This window comes from Hydrocarboniphaga sp. FW305-C-57 (genome assembly GCF_058783045.1).
In genome coordinates, this window is record NZ_JBYSYG010000006.1 from 57,237 (window position 1) to 77,796 (window position 20,560).

16 protein-coding genes are annotated in these 20,560 nt (G+C 64.9%); 15 read left to right on the top strand and 1 reads right to left on the bottom strand.

Features of this window, described 5'->3' with window-relative positions; all coding sequences use genetic code 11:
• Positions 1-13: 13 nt before the first annotated feature.
• From tsf to lpxA, 12 genes are all read left to right on the top strand, one after another.
• Positions 14-919: a translation elongation factor Ts gene (gene tsf, locus AC3WUM_RS13555; RefSeq protein WP_492410848.1), complete on the top strand. Its 906-nt coding sequence runs from the start codon at positions 14-16 to the stop codon at positions 917-919.
• Positions 920-1,034: 115 nt separating this feature from the next.
• Positions 1,035-1,757: a UMP kinase gene (pyrH, locus tag AC3WUM_RS13560; RefSeq protein WP_492410849.1), complete on the top strand. Its 723-nt coding sequence runs from the start codon at positions 1,035-1,037 to the stop codon at positions 1,755-1,757.
• 10 nt (positions 1,758-1,767) lie between these two features.
• Positions 1,768-2,325, top strand: coding sequence for a ribosome recycling factor (gene frr, locus AC3WUM_RS13565; RefSeq protein ID WP_492410850.1), 558 nt, complete (start codon positions 1,768-1,770; stop codon positions 2,323-2,325).
• Positions 2,326-2,380: 55 nt separating this feature from the next.
• The gene (gene uppS / locus AC3WUM_RS13570) at positions 2,381-3,100 is read left to right on the top strand and encodes a polyprenyl diphosphate synthase (protein ID WP_492410851.1); all 720 of its coding nucleotides are present in this window, start codon (positions 2,381-2,383) and stop codon (positions 3,098-3,100) included.
• Between the two features lie 58 nt (positions 3,101-3,158).
• Positions 3,159-3,995, top strand: a complete 837-nt coding sequence (locus AC3WUM_RS13575; RefSeq protein ID WP_492410852.1) for a phosphatidate cytidylyltransferase — start codon at positions 3,159-3,161, stop codon at positions 3,993-3,995.
• Positions 3,995-5,200 (top strand): 1-deoxy-D-xylulose-5-phosphate reductoisomerase, encoded by a 1,206-nt coding sequence (locus AC3WUM_RS13580; protein WP_492410853.1) that lies wholly within the window; start codon positions 3,995-3,997, stop codon positions 5,198-5,200. The genes AC3WUM_RS13575 and AC3WUM_RS13580 overlap by 1 nt, the downstream gene beginning before the upstream one ends.
• Positions 5,193-6,545: an RIP metalloprotease RseP gene (rseP, locus tag AC3WUM_RS13585; protein WP_492410854.1), complete on the top strand. Its 1,353-nt coding sequence runs from the start codon at positions 5,193-5,195 to the stop codon at positions 6,543-6,545. The genes AC3WUM_RS13580 and rseP overlap by 8 nt, the downstream gene beginning before the upstream one ends.
• Before the next feature lie 31 nt (positions 6,546-6,576).
• On the top strand, positions 6,577-8,883 hold the full coding sequence (gene bamA / locus AC3WUM_RS13590; protein WP_492410856.1) for an outer membrane protein assembly factor BamA: 2,307 nt from the start codon (positions 6,577-6,579) through the stop codon (positions 8,881-8,883).
• Positions 8,884-8,947: 64 nt separating this feature from the next.
• Positions 8,948-9,457 (top strand): OmpH/Skp family outer membrane protein, encoded by a 510-nt coding sequence (locus AC3WUM_RS13595; RefSeq protein WP_492410857.1) that lies wholly within the window; start codon positions 8,948-8,950, stop codon positions 9,455-9,457.
• A gap of 9 nt (positions 9,458-9,466) precedes the next feature.
• The gene (gene lpxD / locus AC3WUM_RS13600; RefSeq protein WP_492410858.1) at positions 9,467-10,522 is read left to right on the top strand and encodes a UDP-3-O-(3-hydroxymyristoyl)glucosamine N-acyltransferase; all 1,056 of its coding nucleotides are present in this window, start codon (positions 9,467-9,469) and stop codon (positions 10,520-10,522) included.
• On the top strand, positions 10,500-10,982 hold the full coding sequence (fabZ, locus tag AC3WUM_RS13605; RefSeq protein ID WP_492410859.1) for a 3-hydroxyacyl-ACP dehydratase FabZ: 483 nt from the start codon (positions 10,500-10,502) through the stop codon (positions 10,980-10,982). Before lpxD ends, fabZ begins: the two co-directional genes overlap by 23 nt.
• Before the next feature lie 18 nt (positions 10,983-11,000).
• The gene (lpxA, locus tag AC3WUM_RS13610; RefSeq protein ID WP_492410861.1) at positions 11,001-11,810 is read left to right on the top strand and encodes an acyl-ACP--UDP-N-acetylglucosamine O-acyltransferase; all 810 of its coding nucleotides are present in this window, start codon (positions 11,001-11,003) and stop codon (positions 11,808-11,810) included.
• Positions 11,811-11,987: 177 nt separating this feature from the next.
• Here the strand turns inward: lpxA and AC3WUM_RS13615 are convergent, their stop codons facing one another.
• Entirely contained in the window at positions 11,988-14,753 is a 2,766-nt protein-coding gene (locus AC3WUM_RS13615) for a TonB-dependent receptor (RefSeq protein ID WP_492410862.1), read from the bottom strand.
• Between the two features lie 233 nt (positions 14,754-14,986).
• Here AC3WUM_RS13615 and lpxB point away from each other — a divergent pair, with 233 nt between their 5' ends.
• The 3 genes from lpxB to dnaE all read left to right on the top strand — a co-directional run bounded on the left by lpxB (position 14,987) and on the right by dnaE (position 20,516).
• Positions 14,987-16,183, top strand: a complete 1,197-nt coding sequence (lpxB, locus tag AC3WUM_RS13620; RefSeq protein ID WP_492410863.1) for a lipid-A-disaccharide synthase — start codon at positions 14,987-14,989, stop codon at positions 16,181-16,183.
• A 65-nt stretch (positions 16,184-16,248) separates the two neighbouring features.
• The gene (gene rnhB / locus AC3WUM_RS13625) at positions 16,249-16,935 is read left to right on the top strand and encodes a ribonuclease HII (protein ID WP_492410864.1); all 687 of its coding nucleotides are present in this window, start codon (positions 16,249-16,251) and stop codon (positions 16,933-16,935) included.
• Positions 16,932-20,516, top strand: coding sequence for a DNA polymerase III subunit alpha (gene dnaE, locus AC3WUM_RS13630; RefSeq protein ID WP_492410866.1), 3,585 nt, complete (start codon positions 16,932-16,934; stop codon positions 20,514-20,516). Before rnhB ends, dnaE begins: the two co-directional genes overlap by 4 nt.
• Positions 20,517-20,560 lie beyond the last annotated feature (44 nt).

The window sequence follows — 20,560 nt, forward strand, 5'->3', positions numbered from 1 at the left end:
AGGAAGATTATTCATGAGCACCCCCATTACTGCTTCACTGGTTAAAGAGCTGCGCGACCGCACCGGCGCCGGCATGGGCGACTGCAAGAAGGCTCTCGAAGCCACCGGCGGCGACCTCGACAAGGCGGCCGAAAAGCTGCGCATCGACGGCATGGCCAAGGCCGACAAGAAGGGCGCCCGCACGGCGGCCGAAGGCATCATCGCCGTCGCCTCCAACGATTCCGCCGTGGCGCTCGTCGAAGTGAACTGCGAAACCGATTTCGTCGCCAAGGGCGACGATTTCAAGGCGCTCGGCGAAGCCGCCGCCAAGCTCGCGCTGGCCCACAAGCCGGCTACTCTCGAAGCGCTGCTCGCGCTGACCGAGGGCGGCAAGACGCTCGAGGAGAAGCGCCGCGAGTTCGTCGCCAAGGCCGGCGAGAACACCACCATCCGCCGCTTCGAAGTGATCGAGAAGTCCGGCGGCGCGCTCGCCACCTACCTGCACGGCTCGCGCATCGGCGTGGTCGTGGCGCTGTCGGCCGGTGACGAGGAACTCGCCAAGGACATCGCCATGCACGTGGCGGCTTCCAGCCCGCGCTACCTCGACGCTGCCGCGGTTCCGGCCGAAGTCCTCGACGCGGAGCGCAAGGTCATCGAAGCCAAGATCGCGCGCGACGACGAAGAAGCCGTCGCCAATGGGAAGCAGGCGACCAAGCCGGAGTTCCTGCCCAAGAAGGTCGAGGGCAACATTCGCAAGTTCCTCGAGGAAGTCACCCTGCTGGGCCAGAAGTTCGTCAAGGACGACAGCGTGACGGTGGACAAGCTGCTGCAGTCCAAGAAGGCCGGCGTGGCTCGCTTCGTGCGACTCGCAGTCGGTGAAGGCATCGAGAAGAAGCAGGTGGACTTCGCGGCCGAAGTCGCCGCGGCCAGTCAGGTCTGAGCGGCCAGCTGAGCTACAATCGAAGCCGTCAGGAAGGCCCCGGAAACGGGGCCTTCCTTCAAATGAAGCCCGCTTCCCAGCCCCGCCCGACTCCGAACACGCCCAGCCCCAGCACATGGCCAATCAACCCGCCTACAAACGCATCTTGCTCAAGCTCTCCGGCGAAGCCCTCATGGGGCGCGAGGATTTCGGCATCGCCCCGGACGTGATGCGTTTCCTGGCGGCCGAGCTCAAGGCCGTGATCGACGCCGGCGTGCAGGTGGCGCTGGTCGTCGGCGGCGGCAACATCTTCCGCGGCGAAGGCCTGGCCAAGGCCGGCATGGACCGCGTGACCGGCGACCAGATGGGCATGCTCGCCACCTGCATCAACGCGCTCGCGATCCAGGATGCAGTCGAGCGCGTGGGCCTCGAAGCCCGCGTGCAGTCGGCGATCCGCATCAACGAAGTCTGCGAGGACTACATCCGCCGCCGCGCGGTCCGTCACCTCGAGAAAGGCCGCGTGGTGGTGTTCGCCGCCGGCACCGGCAACCCGTTCTTCACCACCGACTCGGCCGCCGCGTTGCGGGCCGTCGAAATCAATGCCGATGTGATGCTCAAGGCGACCAAGGTCGATGGCATCTATACGGCTGACCCGAAGAAGGATCCGACCGCGACGCGCTACGACGAGCTGACCTACGATGAGGCGCTCGACAAGCGCCTGGGCGTCATGGACCAGACCGCGATGGTGCTGTGCCGCGACCACAAGATGAAACTGCGCGTTTACGACATGGACCGCCCGGGCGCCCTGATGGGCATCGTCATGGGCGACGAAACCATCGGCACGCGCGTGCACCGCTAAGGAAACGACAATGCTCAACGACATCAAGAAAGACGCCACCGAGCGCATGAACAAGAGCGTGGATTCGCTGCGCCACGAGCTCGCCAAGCTGCGCACGGGCCGCGCCAACGCCGCGCTGCTCGACCACATCCGCGTCGACTACTATGGCTCGGAAGTGCCGCTCTCGCAGACCGCGCAGATCACGGTCGAGGACGCCCGCACGATCTCGATCACGGCCTGGGAAAAGAACATGGTGTCGGTGATCGAGAAGGCGATCATGAAGTCCGATCTCGGCCTGAACCCGAACACCGCGGGCACGATCATCCGCATCATCATGCCGCCGCTCACCGAAGAGCGTCGCCGCGATCTGGTCAAGGTCGTCAAGAGCGAGGCCGAAGGCGCGCGCGTGGCCATTCGCAGCGTGCGTCGCGACGCCAATCAGGACATCAAGGAACTCGCCAAGGAAAAGCTCATCAGCGCCGATGACGAGAAGCGCGGCGAAGCCGATATCCAGAAGCTGACGGACCAGTTCGTCGCCAAGATCGACGAAGTCGCCGCGGCCAAGGAAAAGGAACTGATGTCGATGTAGAACGGGCGTCTCCACGTCTTCGTTCGAGCATCGGCCTCCATCGTCGGACTCTCCCGTGACCCGGCTTCCGCCCAGCGTTCCGCAGTCTTCGGTTCCCGCCCACGTCGCCATCATCATGGACGGCAATGGCCGTTGGGCCCAGCAGCGCCACCAGCCTCGCGCGCTAGGCCACCGGGCCGGCGTGCGCTCGGTTCGCAAGGTCTTGCGGGCCGCGCACAGCGCCGGCGTGCAGTACCTGACGATCTTCGCGTTCAGCCAGGAGAACTGGAAGCGCCCGGAACTCGAAGTGAAGCTGCTCATGCAGCTGTTCGTCGCGACGCTGGGTCGCGAAGTGGCCTCGCTGAACCGCAACAACGTGCGGATCCGCTTCATCGGCAGTCGCGAGGGCTTCGCGCCCAAGTTGCAGGAAGCGATGCAGCAGGCGATCGAGCTCACGAAGGACAACACCGGGCTGACGCTGCTGGTGGCCGTCGATTACGGCGGGCAGTGGGACATCGTCCAGGCAGCGCGGCGGGTGCTCGCCTCCGGCGGCGAAATCACTGCCGAAAGCCTGGAGTTACAACTCGATACCCAAGGCGTGCCGCCGCCCGATCTGCTCGTGCGCACCGGCGGCGAGCAGCGCATCAGCAATTTCATGCTTTGGCAGCTCGCCTATACCGAGCTGTACTTTTGTGACACCCTCTGGCCCGATTTCGGTGATGCCGAGTTCACCCGCGCGCTCGAGTGGTTCGCCTCGCGGGATCGTCGTTTCGGACGCTTGCCCGAATCCGCCTAGCTCGAACGCTCAGGCCCGGATTCTCTCCTCTTTTTCGCGGATCGCAGATCGAATTTCAATGCTGATGCAGCGAGTCGCCACCGCCCTGGTCCTGTTGCCGTTGCTGCTCGCGGCGATCTGGTGGCTGCCGACGCCGGCGCTGTATGCGGTGTTTTCGCTGATCGGCGTGCTGATCGCCTGGGAATGGGCCGGCCTGATGCGGTTTTCGTCGGCGTCGCCAAAGCTGGCCTATGCGGCGCTGACGGGCCTGCTGCTCGCCGCGGTCTGGTGGCTCGTTCAGCAAAGCCCCGGGCTGTGGCTCGCGATCGCGATCGTATCGCTGCTCTGGTGGCTCTACGCGTTCACGCTCGTGCGCGGCTATCCGAAGAATTTCGAACGCAGCGCTCCGGGCACGCTCACGATGGGCCTGATCGGGCAGGTGCTCGTGCTGCCGACCATCGTCGCGCTCGCCGTACTGCATGCCGGTGGAAGCGGGCAGCCGCACGAAGGCACCTGGCGCCTGCTGTACGTTTTCTTCCTGATCTTCGTGGCCGACACCGGCGCCTATTTCGCCGGCCGCCGCTTCGGCAAGCGCAAGCTCGCGCCGTTGGTGTCGCCCGGCAAGAGCGTCGAAGGCGCCATCGGCGGGCTGTTGCTTTGCGCGGTCTGGGCCTGCACGGCCGGCATCGCGATCTTCGAGCCGGGCCACAAGACGGTTCCGTTCGTGCTCGTATCGATGGCGGTCGCGGCGGTTTCGATCCTGGGTGATCTGACCGAGAGCCTGTTCAAGCGAGCCGCCGGCGTGAAGGACAGCGGCACGCTGCTGCCCGGCCACGGCGGCTTTCTCGACCGGGTCGACAGCCTGCTCGCCGCCGCGCCGATGATGGCGCTCGGCTTGCACCTGCTGAAACTTTGATGCGCCGTCTGCTCATCCTCGGTGCGACCGGCAGCATCGGTCGCAGCACCCTGGAAGTGGCCGCGCTGCACGCGGACGAGATCGAGGTCCATACGCTGACCGCCTTCCGCGACGCCGGCGGCATGCTCGAACTTTGCCGGCGGTTCTCGCCCAAACGCGTCGTGCTCGTCGAAGCATCGGCCGCCGACGCGCTGCGCGCCGCTCTGGCTGCCGAACGATCGAGCTGCGAGGTGCTGTCCGGTGTCGAAGCGCTCAACGACGTCGCCGGCGCGAGTGAAACCGACCTGGTGATGTCGGCCATCGTCGGCGCCGCCGGCCTGCTGCCGACGCTGGCCGCCGTACGCGCGGGCAAGCAGGTGCTGATCGCCAACAAGGAGCCGCTGGTGATGGCCGGCCGCCTGCTCATGCGCGAAGCCGCCGCAAGCGGCGGCGCCTGCATCCTGCCGATCGACAGCGAGCACAACGCCATCTTCCAGTGCCTGCCGCCGGCCTATCGCTGCGGCGATGCGCCCAAGGGCGTGCGCAAATTGTTGCTGACCGCTTCGGGCGGGCCGTTCCGCGAATGGAGCCGCGAGCGCATCGCCGCCGCGACGCCGCAGGAAGCGGTCAGGCATCCGAACTGGAGCATGGGCCAGAAGATTTCGGTCGACTCGGCCACGCTCATGAACAAGGGGCTCGAACTGATCGAGGCCTCGGTGCTGTATCAGGTCGGCGACGATCAGCTCGACGTCGTCGTGCATCCGGAAAGCATCATTCATTCGCTCGTCGAATATGTGGATGGCTCGATGCTCGCGCAACTCGGCCAGCCCGACATGCGCGTGCCGATCGCCCATGCGCTGGCCTGGCCGCAGCGCTGGGAATCGGGCGTCGGCGGACTCGATCTGGCCGCCGTCGGACGGTTTCGTTTCGAGGCCCCGGACCTGAACCGCTTTCCGTGCCTGGGTCTTGCAAGGGCGGCCCTGCGGGAAGGGCAGAATGCCCCAAATTTATTGAACGCCGCCAACGAAGTCGCGGTCTCAGCGTTTCTCGACGGCCGCCTCGGCTTTTACGACCTCTCCTCCATGATCGAAGCCTGCATCGACGCTGGCCTGCGGACGCACAAGGCCGCAGCCGACGACCTCGAATCCATTCTGGCGATCGATGCCTGGGCGCGCCGCTGGTGCGCCGGCCGTCTGTCCACGCAGGAGCAGCGGGTCCATGCCTGAAATCGTCTGGCAGGTCGGCGGCTTCATCGTCGCCATCTCGGTGCTGGTGTGCTTCCACGAGCTCGGGCACTACTGGGTCGCGCGCCGGCTCGGCGTGAAGGTGCTGCGCTTCTCGCTCGGCTGGGGCAAGCCGTTCAAGACCTTCCGTGCGCGCGACGGCGTCGAATGGTCGATCGCTCCGTACCCGATCGGGGGCTACGTCAAGCTGCTCGACGAGCGCGAAGGACCGGTCGCTCCGCATGAGCGCCACATGGCCTTCAACAACCAGTCCGTGCCGGTGCGCATGGCGATTCTGGCAGCCGGCCCGATCTTCAACTTCATGCTCGCGATCGCGCTGTACTGGGCGATCTTCGTGGTGGGCGTGCAGGGCATCAAGCCGGTCATCGGCGAACCGCCGGCCGGCAGCGCGGCGGCGAGCGCAGGGCTCAAATCCGGCGAGCAGATCCTGTCGATCAAGGACCAAACCATCGACACCTGGGCCGAGCTCAGCACCGATCTGATCGAAGGCAGCCTCGACGGCGGACGCCTCGATCTGACGGTCAAGGGTGCGGACGGCCTGCCGCGCGAAGTGCATCTCGATCTGGCGCGTGTGCGCGTCGACCCCGAGTTCCTGTTCGACGATCTCGGCCTGGTGCCCTACGAGCCCAAGGCTCCGCCGGTGCTGACCCAGCTCGAAGCCGGCATGCCGGCCGCGGTGGCCGATCTGCGGGAAGGTGACCGGGTGATCTCCATCGACGGCGAGCCGATGACGAGTCCGCGCGCCCTGGTCCAGTTCGTGCGGAAGCATCCGGGCGCGATCGTGAAAGTGCAGGCCGAGCGCAACGGAACGCCGATCGAGCGGACCGTCGTGCTGGCGCGCGTCGAGAACGACGGGCAGGTGACCGGGCGCCTCGGCGCCGGATTAGCGACGCCCCCGGACTTGTGGCAGGATTTGCGCGCCGAACGCCGGCTGAATGCCTTGGATGCGGTGCCGGCAGCGGTCGCGCAGACGTGGCGAATGAGCTGGATGACGCTGCGGATGCTGGGCCGGATGGTGATCGGGGACGTGTCGGTGAAGAACGTCAGCGGTCCCATCTCGATTGCACAGGTGGCCGGGGATTCCGCCCAGATCGGGCTCGTATCGTTCCTGAGCTTCATGGCCATCGTCAGTATCAGCCTCGGTGTTTTGAACCTGCTGCCGGTGCCGATGCTCGATGGCGGGCACCTGCTGCTGTATGCGATCGAAGGAGTGAAGGGTCGGCCGTTGTCCGAGCGCTTCGTCGCGGCCAGTCAGTACATCGGGTTTGCCTTCATCGGCACGATGATGGTGCTGGCTTTCTACAACGACATCATGCGGTTGATCTGACACTTTCTCGACAAGAGCACAGACCCACGAAATGGGCTCCAATCAAGCACGCTTCAAACTGAAGATCATTGCCGGTGCCGCTGCCATGATGTGGCTGCCGGCCGCTTTCGCCTTCACGCCGTTCACGATCAAGGACATCAAGGCCCAGGGCCTGCAGCGCCTCGAGATCGGCACGGTGCTCACGTACCTGCCGCTCGCGGTCGGTGACCAGCTCAACGAGCAGACTTCGCGGGCGGCGATGCGTGCGCTGTACGGCTCGGGCCTGTTCGACGACGTGCGCCTCGAGCGCGACGGCGATACGCTGATGATCGTGGTCAAGGAGCGTCCGGCGATCTCGGGCTTCAAGATCGAGGGCAACGACAAGATCGGCGGCGACGAGCTCAAGAAGTCGCTGGCCGACGCCGGCATGGCCGAGGGCGAACTGTTCAAGCGCGACCTGCTGTCCGAAGTGCAGCAGGAACTGCAGCGTCAGTACTTCGCCAACGGCTACTACGACGTCCAGATCGACACCGAGGTCAAGCAGGAGCCGAACAACCGCGTCAACATCGAGATCCAGGTGACCGAGGGCAAGGCCACCAAGATCAAAGAGATCAATATCGTCGGCAACCAGGCGTTCTCGAAGGACGAGCTGCTCAAGGCCTTCCAGCTCAAGAAGACCAACTGGATGCCGTTCCAGAAGACCGACAAGTACTCCAAGCAGCAGCTCGGCGGCGACCTCGAAGCGCTGAGCTCCTATTACCAGGATCGCGGCTATCTGAAGGCCAACATCTCCTCGGTGCAGGTGCAGCTGTCGCCCGACAAGCGCGATCTGTACATTACCGCCAACATCGAGGAAGGCCAGGTCTACACGATCAAGTCCAACCGCATCAGCGGCGACACGATCCTGCAGACCGATTTCCTCGAGCGCTTGCTGTCGACCAAGTCCGGCGACATCTTCTCGCGCAAGCTCGCCACCGAAAGCGCCGATCGCATCGAGGCTGCGCTGTCGGACATCGGCTACGCGTTCGCCGAAGTCACGCCGCTGCCCGAAGTCGACGAAGAGAAGCGCGAAGTCGCACTGAACTACGTCGTGCGCCCGGGCAAGCGCACCTACGTGCGCCGCATCAACTTCAGCGGTCACGGCGATACGCACGACGAAACGTTGCGCCGCGAAATGCGTCAGCTCGAAGCGGCTCCGTTCTCGAAGAGCGCGGTCGAGCGTTCGCGCGTGCGTCTCACGCGTCTGCCGTTCGTCGAGGAAGCCGAAGTCGACACGCAGCCGGTGCCGGGCACCGACGATCTCGTCGACGTCAGCTTCAAGATCAAGGAGCGTGCTCCGGGTTCGGTGCAGTTCGGTGTGGGTTACTCGGGCTCGGCGGGCTTCCTGGTGTCGGGCAGCCTCACGCACACCAACTTCCTCGGCACCGGCAACCGCGTCAGCTTCGAAGTCAACAACAGCCAGATCTCGCGCGTCTTCAACGTGAGCTGGACCGATCCGTACTTCACCAACGACGGCATCAGCCAGACCGCTTCGGTGTTCTACCGCAAGTCGGAGTCGGTGATCCGCTACAGCTCGGGTTTCAACTCGAACATCGTCGGCTTCAACCTGACCTACGGTATTCCGCTGTCCGAATACACGAGTCTGCGCGCCGGCTTCGGCATCGAGGAAACCTCGCTCGAGGCATATGCCAATGGCACTTCCGACGAAGTGCTCCAGTTCATGCGCGACAACGGCTCGCGCTTCTCGACCTACCAGTTCCGTACCGGTATCGCGCGCGATACGCGCAACAAGACCTTCTTCGCGACGCGCGGTTCGTTGAACCAGTTCTTCGTCGATGCGGCACTGCCGGGCAGCGATCTGGGCTTCTACAGCGCCACTTACCGCAGCGAAGTCTACGTGCCGCTCCCGTTCAAGTTCATTTTCAGCACGAGCACGAACGTCGGCATGGTGGACGACTACGGCGGTGGGCCGAGCGAAGTGCCGCCGTACGAGTATCTGTTCGCCGGTGGTCCTCGTACCGTCCGCGGCTACAACGACGGTCGCCTGGGCCCGCGCGATTCGCTCGGCTATGCGCTCGGTGGCCAGTTGCGCACGACCATGCAGAACGAGCTCATCGTTCCGTTGCCGATCGAAAGCGATCAGAAGTCGACGCGCATGAGCCTGTTCTACGACATCGGCCAGGTTTACCTGCGGCCTTCGGATTTCGATGTCAACGAACTCAGGACCGCCGCAGGTGTCGGCTTCCAGTGGTTCACCCCGTTCCTCGGCCTGCTGCAGATGAGCTACGCGTTCCCGCTCAACGACAAGCCGGGTGACAATACCAGGGGCTTCCAGATCACCTTTGGTAGCGGCTTCTGATCGCAGTTCCATCTGAAGGTCAGTAAACTCCTCCCGGAATCACCACCAGTACTACAAGAACGCCATGCGTAACGCCCAAAAAATCTTTGCTGTCGCGATCGCCACGACCCTGATGTTCACGAGCGCCGTTGTCCAGGCGCAGTCGAAGATCGCCACCATCCGCGCGGCCGAACTCGTGCAGAGCTCGCCGCAGTTCAAGTCCGGCCAGGCTCAGATGAAGTCCGAGTTCGACAAGCGCAAGAGCGATCTCGAAGCCGAAGCCAAGAAGCTCGGTGAGGATTTGCAGAAGTTCAAGCGCGAGCAGGACGTCATGAGCGCCGACGCGCGCTCGAAGATGGAGAAGGATCTCAATACGCGCCGCATCGATTTCGACTACAAGCAGCGCCAGTTCGGCGAAGACTTCCAGAAGCGCGATCGCGAGCTCAGCGAAAGCATGATGGCCAAGATCAAGGACGTCGTCGTGACCGTCGCCAAGGAGAAGGGCGTCGACGTGGTGGTGCAGGATCCGGTGTACGTGGGCCCGGGCATCGACATCACCGACGAAGTGCTCAAGAAGCTGCAGGCCACCAAGTAAGGTCTGCAGATGACTTACTCGCTGGGCGAACTCGCACAGCGTTTCGGGCTTGAAGTCGTAGGCGACGCCGCCGTGTCCATCGGCGGCGTTTGCACGTTGAGCCCTGGCGTTTCGGGGCGGATCGGCTTTCTGGCCAATCCGCGCTACAAATCGACGCTTGCGCAGACGCAGGCTTCCGCCGTCATCGTCGGCCGCAAGGATGCCGCTGCGCTGACCGGCAATGGTCTGGTCGCGCGCGATCCGTACTACGCGTTCGCGCAGGTCGCGCGCCTGTTCGATGCGAGCAAGCGCTTCGAGCCCGGCGTCCATGCGACGGCTGTCGTCGCGGCCGATGCGCAGATCGGCGAAGGCGTCTACATCGGTCCGCTCGCGATCGTCGAAAGCGGCGCTCTTATCGGCGCCCACAGCTATATCGGTGCGGGCAGCTTCGTCGGCGCGGGCGCGACGCTCGGTGCCGCTTGCCGGCTTGAAGCGCGCGTGCATTTGAATGCGGGCGTCACGCTCGGCGATCGTGTGCAGATCCAGCCCGGAGCGGTGATCGGCTCGCGCGGCTTCGGCAACGTCATGGGGCCGAAGGGCTGGGAAGAGGTGCCACAGCTCGGCAGCGTGGTGATCGGCAGCGACGTCGAGATCGGCGCCAACACGACGATCGATCGCGGCGCGATCGACGACACCGTAATCGCCAACGGCGTGCGCCTCGACAACCTCATCATGATCGCGCACAACTGCCGCATCGGCGAGCACACCGCGATCGCGGCGATGACCGGCATTGCCGGCAGCACCAAAATCGGTGCGCGCTGCATGATCGGCGGGGCGGTGGGCATCAACGGGCACATCGAAATCGGCGACGACGTCTTCATCCTCGGTCGGGCGATGGTGACGCAGTCCTTGCCGGACAAGGGGGTTTACGGCTCGGGCCTTCCAATCGCACCGGCGAAGGACTGGCGCAAGACCGTGGCGCGCGTGCGCCGCCTGGGCAAACTCGAAGACCGCGTGCGCGCGGTCGAGCAACACGTGGGAATCAAGGGACAAGATCAAAACGATGACGACGGCCACAACGACTGAACCGCAGCTTCCGTTTGACATTCGCGACATCATGAAGCTGCTGCCGCACCGCTACCCGTTCCTGCTGGTGGATCGCGTGATCGCGCACGAGCCGGGGCAGTCGATCACCGCGATCAAGAACGTGACCTACAACGAGCAGTTCTTCGTCGGTCATTTTCCGGAGCTGCCGACGTTTCCGGGCGTGCTGATGCTCGAGGCGCTTGCTCAGGCCAGCGGCATCATCGCGGCGCTCAAGTCGGGCCTGCGTCCGGACTGCGGCATGATTCTGTACTTCGCGGGCATCGACAACGCGCGCTTCAAGCGCCCCGTGGTGCCGGGCGACCAGCTCACGCTGCTGTCGACGCTCGACAAGCAGAAGCGCGACCTCTGGAAGTTCAACGCCAAGGCCATGGTCGGCAACGAACTGGCCTGCGAGGCCGAGTTGCTTTGCGTGCTCAAGGACGCGCGCAAGTCGGCGTAATCTTCCCAAGGACAGGCGATGAGCACTGCAAGCGAACCCAAGCTGCACCCGACGGCCATCATCAGCCCCAAGGCGCAGCTGCACGAGTCGGTGCGCGTCGGCCCTTACTCGGTGATCGGTGAGGGCGTCACGATCGGCGAAGGCAGCGTCATCGGTCCGCACGTGGTGCTGTCCGGACCGATGACCATCGGCCGCGACAACCAGATCTTCCAATTCGCCTCGATCGGCGAGATCTCGCAGGACAAGACCGCCAGGCAGGACGATCCGACCAGCGTCGTGATCGGCGACGGCAACATCATCCGCGAGTATGTGAGCATCCAGCGCGGCACGATGAAGGAGTTCGACGCCAAGCGCGGCGAAACGCGCGTGGGCAGTCGCAACCTGATCATGAACTACTGCCATATCGCGCACGATTGCGTGATTGGCAGCGACACCATCTTCGCGAACAACGCGAGCCTCGCGGGTCACGTCGAGATCCAGGACTGGGTGATCCTCGGCGGCTACACGCTGGTTTATCAGTTCTGCCGCATCGGCGCGCATGCGTTCACGGCTTTTTCCGCCGGCGTCGCGGGCGACATTCCGCCGTACGTGATGGTGCAGGGCAACCCGGCCGAGCCGCGCACGATCAACAAGGAAGGCCTGCGCCGTCGCAACTTCGCGCCCGAGGCCATCGCTGAGATCGATGCGGCGTACAAGCTCATCTATCGCTCGGGCAAGGTCATGGCCGACGTGAAGGCCGAACTGGCGGAGATGGCCAAGACTTCGTCTCACGCCCAGCTCATGCTCGATTTCATCCTGAGCGGCAAGCGCCCGCTCGCGCGCGGCTGATTCGCGGCCGCAGTCGCCGATCGTTGGTGTCGGCACACCGAGCGATCGCGCAATAAAAAACGGCAGATGGCGCTTAGGGAGTACGCCATCTGCCGAGTGTTCCAACCGGGACTTGTCGTCAGACGCCGTCCCTGATCGAAAGGTTTGAAGCCGGTTCTCGTCTCGGTGCAGGCTCGATCAGAACGTGTAGCGCAAGCCCAGCGTGACGAAGCGGCCGACTGCGCCCGACTGATGAAACGACGGGTTGTAGTTGAGCCCGCCGTAGGTATACGGATCGAACGGAGCCATGCGGTTGAACAGGTTGAGCGCCGAGGCCGTGAACTCCCAGTGCTCGTCGAAGCCGACCTTGCTGTATAGATCGACGGTCGTGAAGGAAGACAGTGAGCAGCCGTTGTAGGCCGAGCCATCGGGCCGATAGACGCCGCAGACCTTGCCGTCCGGATCGACGTTGTAATACGCGCCCTCGTAGGTGTCGCTCGACCAGGTGCCGTCCTCGTTGTCGACGAGCTGCGAACCCTTGTGGTCGATCATGTCCATGCTGCCGACGTAGTTGACCGAGCCGGTGACCGAAATTTGCGCGCGTTCCCAGGTCAGCTCCAGGCGCGCGCGATCCTTCGGCGTGCCGCCGGCCGAACTCAGCACGTAGGGCCCATGTGTGCCCGCGTATTCGAAGCTCTCACCACTGTCGAAGCTGCGCTCGAAGCTGATCACGTGCGTGAGCAGCAGTCCGCCGCTGATGCGGCCGAAATGGCCGAGGTCGAGCTTCTGCCGATATTCGAAATCGAAGCCCGACGTCGTGGTCTTGTTGGCGTTGACGTAAGGCGCCGAGACCGCGCTGAGGTCTCCATCTTCGTTGTAGTAGATCGTCGAGTTCGGCAGCTCGCCGGGACGCTGCGAATTCGGCGTCTGACCGCTTTGCGGAGCGTCGCCGATGATGAGCGCCTGATCGGCGCCGACGATCTCGTCGCGGCGTTCGATGCGGTAATAGTCGAGCGTCGCGCTGGTTCCGCGAAGCGGCTCGAACACGATGCCCGCCGTATAGCTCTTGGCGCGCTCGGGCTTGATGTCCGGATTGCCGATCGTCAGCAGGCCGATGCCGGTGAAGCCATACGTGGAGCTGTTGCCGCTCTCCGACGGTCCCGGGGCGCGAAACGCTTCGGCGTAAGTGGCGCGCAGCGCGAGCTCATCGAGCGGCTTGATCTTGATGCCGACCTTGGGCGTCGTCGAGTGGCCGTAATCCGAGTAATGGTCGTAGCGCAGCGCCGCGCTGAGTTCGACGAAGGTCGCCACCGGCGCATTGACTTCGGTATAGCCGGCGACGACATCGCGATCGGCTTTGAACGAGGAGTAACCCAGGCCGATGATGTCGCCCGTCGCGGTGAACGGCAGTGGCGGCGTGTCGGTTTTCTCGTTGCGCGCCTCGGCACCGAAGGCGATGCCGAAATCGCCGCCCGGTAGCTCGAACAGCGAGCCCGACAGCTTCGCATCGACGAGCGCGATCGAGCTCTTGGCCTTGCGCTTGAGCGTCGGCGAAATGTCGTCGAGCACGCTGCGATCGACGCTCGGATCCTGGATGCGATAGCTGCCGTCGTTTAGATGCGCCTGCAACCGGTCGGCGACGATGTAGCCGGTGTGCTCGTCGTCGAGTTCGCTGCGGATGTAGCCGAGGCCGACGTCCCAATCCCAGTCCGACAGCTTGCCCTGCACGCCGGTGATCGCGCGGATCACGTTGCTGGTCTGCTCGCCGTTGCGGCCGCCGAAGTCGGTCGTCAGCAAGCGAAAGCCGCGTGCGACGCCGTACGGATTGTCCGGATGGTTCGCCGGCATGATCGTCGTGTGGACCTTGAGGTTGCCCGGATCGGCTGCGTTGTAGACGCCGCTGTCGATGACGTCGCCCGGCGTGCCAATGCTCCGGGTCTTGGCGAAGAACCAGCCGAGTTCGGAATAGGCCTGGGTGTCGTCGTTCAGGAACAGGCTGCCGCGACTGAACAGATTGATGCGATCCTGCTCGGGCTGGATTTGCGAGTACGCCACCGGGTCGAACAGGCAGACGCCGGTGTCGCCCGAAATTTCGGGGCAGGCCTTGAGGTTGATGCGATGGCTCGGGTCGGGATCGGTCGCGCCGTTCACGAGCGGACGCATCGTGCCCCACGGCGTGGCCGACAGCAGCGCGGGTGAGTGCGCGATCTCACCGTCGGCGTCGATGTACGTGAAGGCGCCGGCGCCGGCCGGGCGGCCACCCTGGCGATTGTCGTACCAGCCGTAGCGGCGCAGATCGTTGGTGCCCAGATAATCCTCGCGATCCGCATTGCCGATCGCCTGCGTGGTCGAGCCTTCGATCGTCGCGAACAGGTTGTAGCGCTCGTCGCCGGTGCCGAAGCTGCCGTGGAAGCGCTTGTAGTCGCCGTCGTCCATATACGAGGTGCCGAAGTTGCCGCCCATTTCCGCGCCCTGGTAATTGCGGCGCAGGATGATGTTGACGACGCCGCCGACCGCGTCCGAGCCATAGATCGCCGAGCCGCCGTCCTTGAGCACTTCGACGCGCTCGACCGCTTCGAGCGGAATCGAATTGAGATCGACGAAGCTGCGCTGGCCGTCGTCGGCCAGCCCATACGTCGCCATGCGCCGGCCGTTGACGAGCACGAGCGTGGAATTGAGGCCCAGGCCACGCAGCGAAATGCCCGATGCGCCTGAGGCGAAGCCGGCGCTGAAGGCACTCGACAAGGAGCCCTGGTTGTCGGCCGAAACGCTGCGCAGCACGTCGGCGATGTTCTGCTTGCCCGAGCGATCGATGTCCTCTCGCGTGAGCACCTGGACCGGCGAGGCGGTCTCGGCGTCGGTGCGGCGGATACGCGAGCCGGTGACGACGATGGTTTCGATTTCGGCCGACGAATCGACCTCGGCGACCGGCGCTTCGGTCTGCGCTGCGGCCAGTGGTGGCAAGGCCGCGGCGCCTGCTCCCAACAGGCACCCGGCCAGCCGACGACGACTCCGTTGCTCTTGCTTCATGGACATCCCCCTGGATTGGTTTCGACAGGCCAACCCTACCGCCGAGGTCCGCGCCGCTCTTTGAGTCGGGCTGAGGAATTGATGAGGTTTTCGTGAGGCCGCCGATGCGCCTTGCTAAACAAGCGCTTGCGAACGCGCAGACGCGGACGGCTGGCATACTCGCAGACATGACGGCCTCTTCCAAACCCACCATCGCGCTCGTCGCCGGCGAGCTCTCGGGCGACCTGCTCGGCGCCGCGCTGATCCGCGCGCTGCGCGAGCGCCTGCCGCAGGCGCGCTTCTACGGCGTGGCCGGGCCGCGCATGATCGCCGCCGGGTGCGAGGCGGTCGACAGCATCGAAACGCTCTCGGTCATGGGCATCGCCGAAGTGTTGCCTGCGCTGCCGCGGCTGTTCAAGCTCAGGGCGCGGCTTATCGAAGGCTTCGCGGCCGACCGCCCGGACGTCGTCATCGGTATCGATGCGCCCGATTTCAACCTCGGCCTCGAACGCCGGCTGCGCGATCGCGGCCTGCGCACCGCGCATTTCGTCAGCCCGACGGTCTGGGCCTGGCGCAGCGGGCGAGTGAAGGGGATCGTCCGCTCGGTCGATCTGCTGCTGTGCCTGTTTCCGTTCGAGCCGGCGTTCTACGCCGAGCAGATTCGCCAGCGCGCACTCGACACGAAGCGGCCGTTCGACGCCGCCTACGTCGGCCATCCGCTCGCCGACGAGCTCGATGCGCGCACCACGCCGGAGCAGGCGCGCGCCGGACTCGGGCTGGACGGGCAAGGGCCGCTGCTCGCGGTGCTGCCCGGCAGTCGCGGCAGCGAGCTGCGTTACCTCGGCGAGCCCTTCGTGCGGACCGCCCAATGGCTGCGTGCGCGCCTGCCGGGCCTGCGCTTCGTCACCCCGATCGCCAAGCCCTCGCTGCGCGCGGGCCTGGAAAAAACCATCGCCGAATTCGCGCCGGAACTCGACTGGACGCTCGTCGACGGCCGTTCGCGCGAGGTCATGCAGGCCGCCGACGCGGTGCTGATCGCCTCGGGCACGGCGACGCTCGAATGCCTGCTGCTCGGCCGGCCGATGGTGGTCGCCTACAAGGGCTCGCCGTTGACCGCCTGGCTGATGCTCAAGGCCGGCCTGCTCAAGGTCGATCACGTGAGCCTGCCGAACCTGCTCGGCGAGACACCGACGGTGCCTGAGCTGTTGCAGGACGAGGCGGTGCCCGAGAAGCTCGGTCAGCAGCTGTTGCCGCTGCTGACCGACGCGGCCGCGCGGGCGCGCCAGCTCGACGAATTCGATCGCATCCGCGAGCGCTTGCGCTGCGACGCCGCGGCCCGCGCGGCCGATGCCGTCGTCGGGCTGCTGGCCCGCACCGGCATCTAGCCGCCGATGCGTCCGGCCGGCCTAACACAAGCACGGGCCGGGCGCAGACCCGTAAAATGCCGGCCATGAGTTCCGCCGTTTCGCCTCCCGTTTCGCCCGCCGTTTCGACTGGCCCCGCGCAGCCCTTGCGCCTGGTGGCCGGGCTCGACGAAGCCGGCCGCGGCTGCCTGGCCGGGCCGGTCTACGCGGCGGCGGTGATTCTCGGACCGCGCCACGGCATTCGCGGACTCGATGACTCCAAGAAGCTCAAGCCGCTCGAGCGCGACAAACTGTTCGACAAGATCCAGCAGCGCGCGGTGGCGTTCGCGATCGCGCATGCGACCGTCGAAGAGATCGAGCGCCTCAACATCCTGCACGCCTCGATGCTCGCGATGCAGCGCGCGGCCGAAGCACTGAATCCGGCGCCGCATCACTGTCTCGTCGACGGCAATCGCCTGCCCAAGCTGTTCTGCAGCGCCGATGCGGTGATCGGTGGCGATGCGATCCACAGCTCGATCATGGCCGCCTCGATCCTCGCCAAGGTGGCGCGTGATCGCGAGATGGAGCGGCTCGACGCCGAGCATCCGGGCTACGGCTTCGCGCAGCACAAGGGCTATGGAACGCCGATGCATCTGCAGGCGCTCAAGGCGCTCGGCGTCTGCGTGCAGCACCGCATGGGTTTTGCGCCGTGCGCGCAGCGCGATCTGTTCGCATCGGGTCTGGTCGACCTCACCGCCGAAGGCGGCGACGTGCTCGACGGAGCCTACGCTTGAGCTTCGTCCACCTGCGCCTGCACAGCGAATTCTCGCTGACCGATTCGATCGTCCGCATCGAGCCGCCCAAGCGCAAGGGCGGCGGCAGCGGCGGCACCTTGACCAAGGCCGTCGCCGCGCACCAGCAGCCGGCCGTGGCGCTGACCGATCGCATGAACCTGTTCGCGATGGTCAAGATGTACAAGGCCGCGGAAGGCGCGGGCATCAAGCCCATCGTCGGTGCCGACCTGTGGCTCGCCGAGCGTCTGAAAGGTGAAGGCCCCGAGCGGCTCACGCTGCTCGTACAGAACGAAACCGGCTATCGCAATCTGACGCTGCTGATCTCGCGCGCGTACACCGAAGGACAGAGCAAGGGTTATCCGCTCGTCGAGCGCGATTGGCTCGCGACGACCAGCGACGGACTCATCGCGCTGACGGGTCGCGACGGCACCACGTTCCGCGCCTCGCAGAACGACAACGTCGAGCTCGCCCTGTCCGCGCTCGACGAATTGCAGGCGATTTTTCCGGATCGCCTGTACCTGGAGATTTCACGCTGCCAGCGCCCCGGCGACGATGCCTGGGTCGACGCCGCGGTGGCGCTCGCCAAGCATCGTTCGCTGCCGCTTGTCGCGACCAACGACGTGCGCTTTCTGACGCGCGCCGAGTTCGCCGCGCACGAGGCGCGCGTGTGCATCGCGCAGGGCCGCGTCATCAACGACGACAAGCGCCCGCGCGATTACACCGAGGAGCAATACCTCAAGAGCAGCGAAGAGATGATCGCGTTGTTCGCCGATCTGCCCGAGGCGATCGAGAACACGCTCGAGATCGCGCGCCGCTGCACGCTGTCGATGAAGTTCGGCACCTATCACCTGCCCGAATATCCGGTGCCCGAAGGCCACGACAGCAACAGCTGGCTGCGTCTGCAGGCGCACGAAGGGCTCACGCGTCGCCTGCAGGTGATCACGCCGGCGACGACCGAGGAGGAATACCGCAAGCGCCTCGATTACGAGCTCGGCATCATCGAGCGCATGAAGTTTCCGGGCTACTTCCTGGTGGTGGCCGACTTCATCCAGTGGGCCAAGAACAACGGCTGTCCGGTCGGGCCGGGCCGTGGTTCCGGCGCGGGCTCGCTCGTCGCGTATTCGATCGGCATCACCGATCTCGATCCGCTGCCTTACAACCTGCTGTTCGAGCGCTTTTTGAATCCCGAGCGCGTGTCGATGCCCGACTTCGACGTCGACTTCTGCATGGACAACCGCGATCGCGTGATCGCCTACGTGACCGAGAAATACGGGCGCGAGCGCGTGGGCCAGATCGTCACCTACGCGACGATGGCGGCGCGCGGCGTGGTGCGCGACGTCTGCCGCGTGCTCGGCCACGGCTATGGTTTCGGCGATCGCCTAGCCAAGCTCATTCCGGGCACGCCTGGCGCGACGCTCGCCGACGCGGTCGACGAAGTGCCCGATCTCAAGCAGGCCTACGAGAACGAAGAAGACGTGCGCGCGGTGCTCGATCTGGCGCTCGAACTCGAAGGCGTGACGCGCGGCGTCGGCGTGCATGCGGGCGGCGTCATCATCGCGCCGAATCCGCTGACCGATTACGCGCCGCTGCTGTGCGAACCGGGCGGCGCCGGCATGCGTTCGCAGTTCGACATGAAGGACGTCGAATCGATCGGCCTCGTGAAGTTCGACTTCCTCGGTCTGAAAACGCTGACGGTGATTCAGGAGGCTGTCGAGAACATCGCCAAGAGCACGGGCGACGAAGCCATCGACGTGCTCAAGCTGCCGATCGACGACGTCGAGACTTACAAGCTCTACGCGAGTGGCGACACCAGCGCGGTGTTCCAGATGGAATCTCCGGGCATGCAGAAGGCCTCGCGCGATCTGAAGCCCGACACCTTCGAAGACATCATCGCGCTCGTGTCGCTGTATCGACCGGGCCCGATGGACCTGATTCCCGAATACTGCGCGCGCAAGCGTGGCGATTCGCCGGTGGATTATCTGCATCCCGAAATGGAGCCGGTGCTGCAACCCACCTACGGCATCTTCGTGTACCAGGAACAGGTCATGCAGATGTCGCAGCGGCTGGCCGGCTACACGCTCGGCGGCGCCGATCTGCTGCGTCGCGCGATGGGCAAGAAGAAGGCCGACGAAATGGCGCAGCAGCGCGCCATCTTCACCGAAGGTTCGCAGAAGAACGGCATCGACGAAGGCATCGCGACCCAGGTCTTCGACCTGATGGAGAAGTTCGCGAACTACGGCTTCAACAAATCGCACGCTGCCGCCTATGCGCTCGTCAGTTATCAGACGGCCTGGCTCAAGACGCATTATCCGGCCGAGTTCATGGCCGCGGTGATGTCCTGCGACATGGACCACACCGACACCGTTGTGGCGATGCTCGACGAGTGCAAGCGCATGAAGCTCAAGGTGCATTCGCCCGACATCAATCGCAGCTTCCTGCGCTTCACGGTGCCGGCGAAAAACGAAATCGCCTACGGTCTCGGCGCGATCAAGGGCGTCGGCGAAGGTGCGCTCGAAGGCATCCTCGCCGAGCGCGCGGCCAACGGGCCTTATCTGGACCTGTTCGATTTCTGCCGTCGCATCGATCTCAAGAAAGCCAACAAGCGCGTGCTCGAAGCGCTGATCTGCTCGGGCGCGCTCGACAGCTTCAAGCTCAATCGTCCATCGCTGATGGCGACCTTGCCCAAGGCGCTCCAGGTTGCCGAAAAAGCGGCTGCGAGCCAAAGCTCCGGCATGTTCGACATGTTCGGCCTCGGCAGCAGCGAGCCGACACCGCACGAGCAGGTGCAAGCCGAGATCGTGCCGGACTGGTCGCGTCAGGAACTGCTCGAAAAAGAGCGCGACACGCTGGGCTTCTATCTGTCGGGACATCCGATCGAAGCCTGGGCCGAGGTCATCGACCAGGTCTGCTCGGGCAACCTGCGTGACCTGATCCAGCAATACGCGACGCCGACGCCGGTCTCGGCCGACGGCAAGCCGCAATGGACGCCGCGCACCAAATGCCTGTTCGGTGCCTGGGTGACCGATCTGCGCTTCTTCAAGGGCGACGGCAAGTTCGGCCGATCGAGCTACAAGATCACCATCGGCGACGGCAGTCGCCAATTGTCGACCTGGATCGACATCGACAAGTGGCCGAAGCTGCAGGGCTTCATGAAGACCGATACGCTGGTTTTCGTGATCGCCGAAATCGGATTGTCGCCGGGCAAGGACGGACGCGAACCCGAGCCGCGTCTCTACAACCCGGAGTTCATGTCGCCTGCGCAGCTGATGGCCGAATACGCGACGCGTATCTGGCTGGCCTGGAAGCGCCCGCCGCGCGACGTCATCGCACTACGCAACGCGCTCGGGCCGTTCCGCTCCGAGAGCGGAGCGGCGGTGACGATCGACTACGTCAACGGCCGCGCGCGCGCGACGCTCGATTTTCCGCACGAATGGCGCGTACGCATCGAGCCCGCGAGCCTCGATGCGATCGGCAAGCTGTTCACCGCCGACCAGATCAAGGTCAGCTACAAGAAGTACGTCGCGCCGCAGCCCGAACGCAAGGCCAAGTTCGCGAGTGCAGGGGCCGGCGACGACGAATGAGTCGCGCAGACGCTCTTTCGGTGCGATGCAGCATGCGCCGGCGT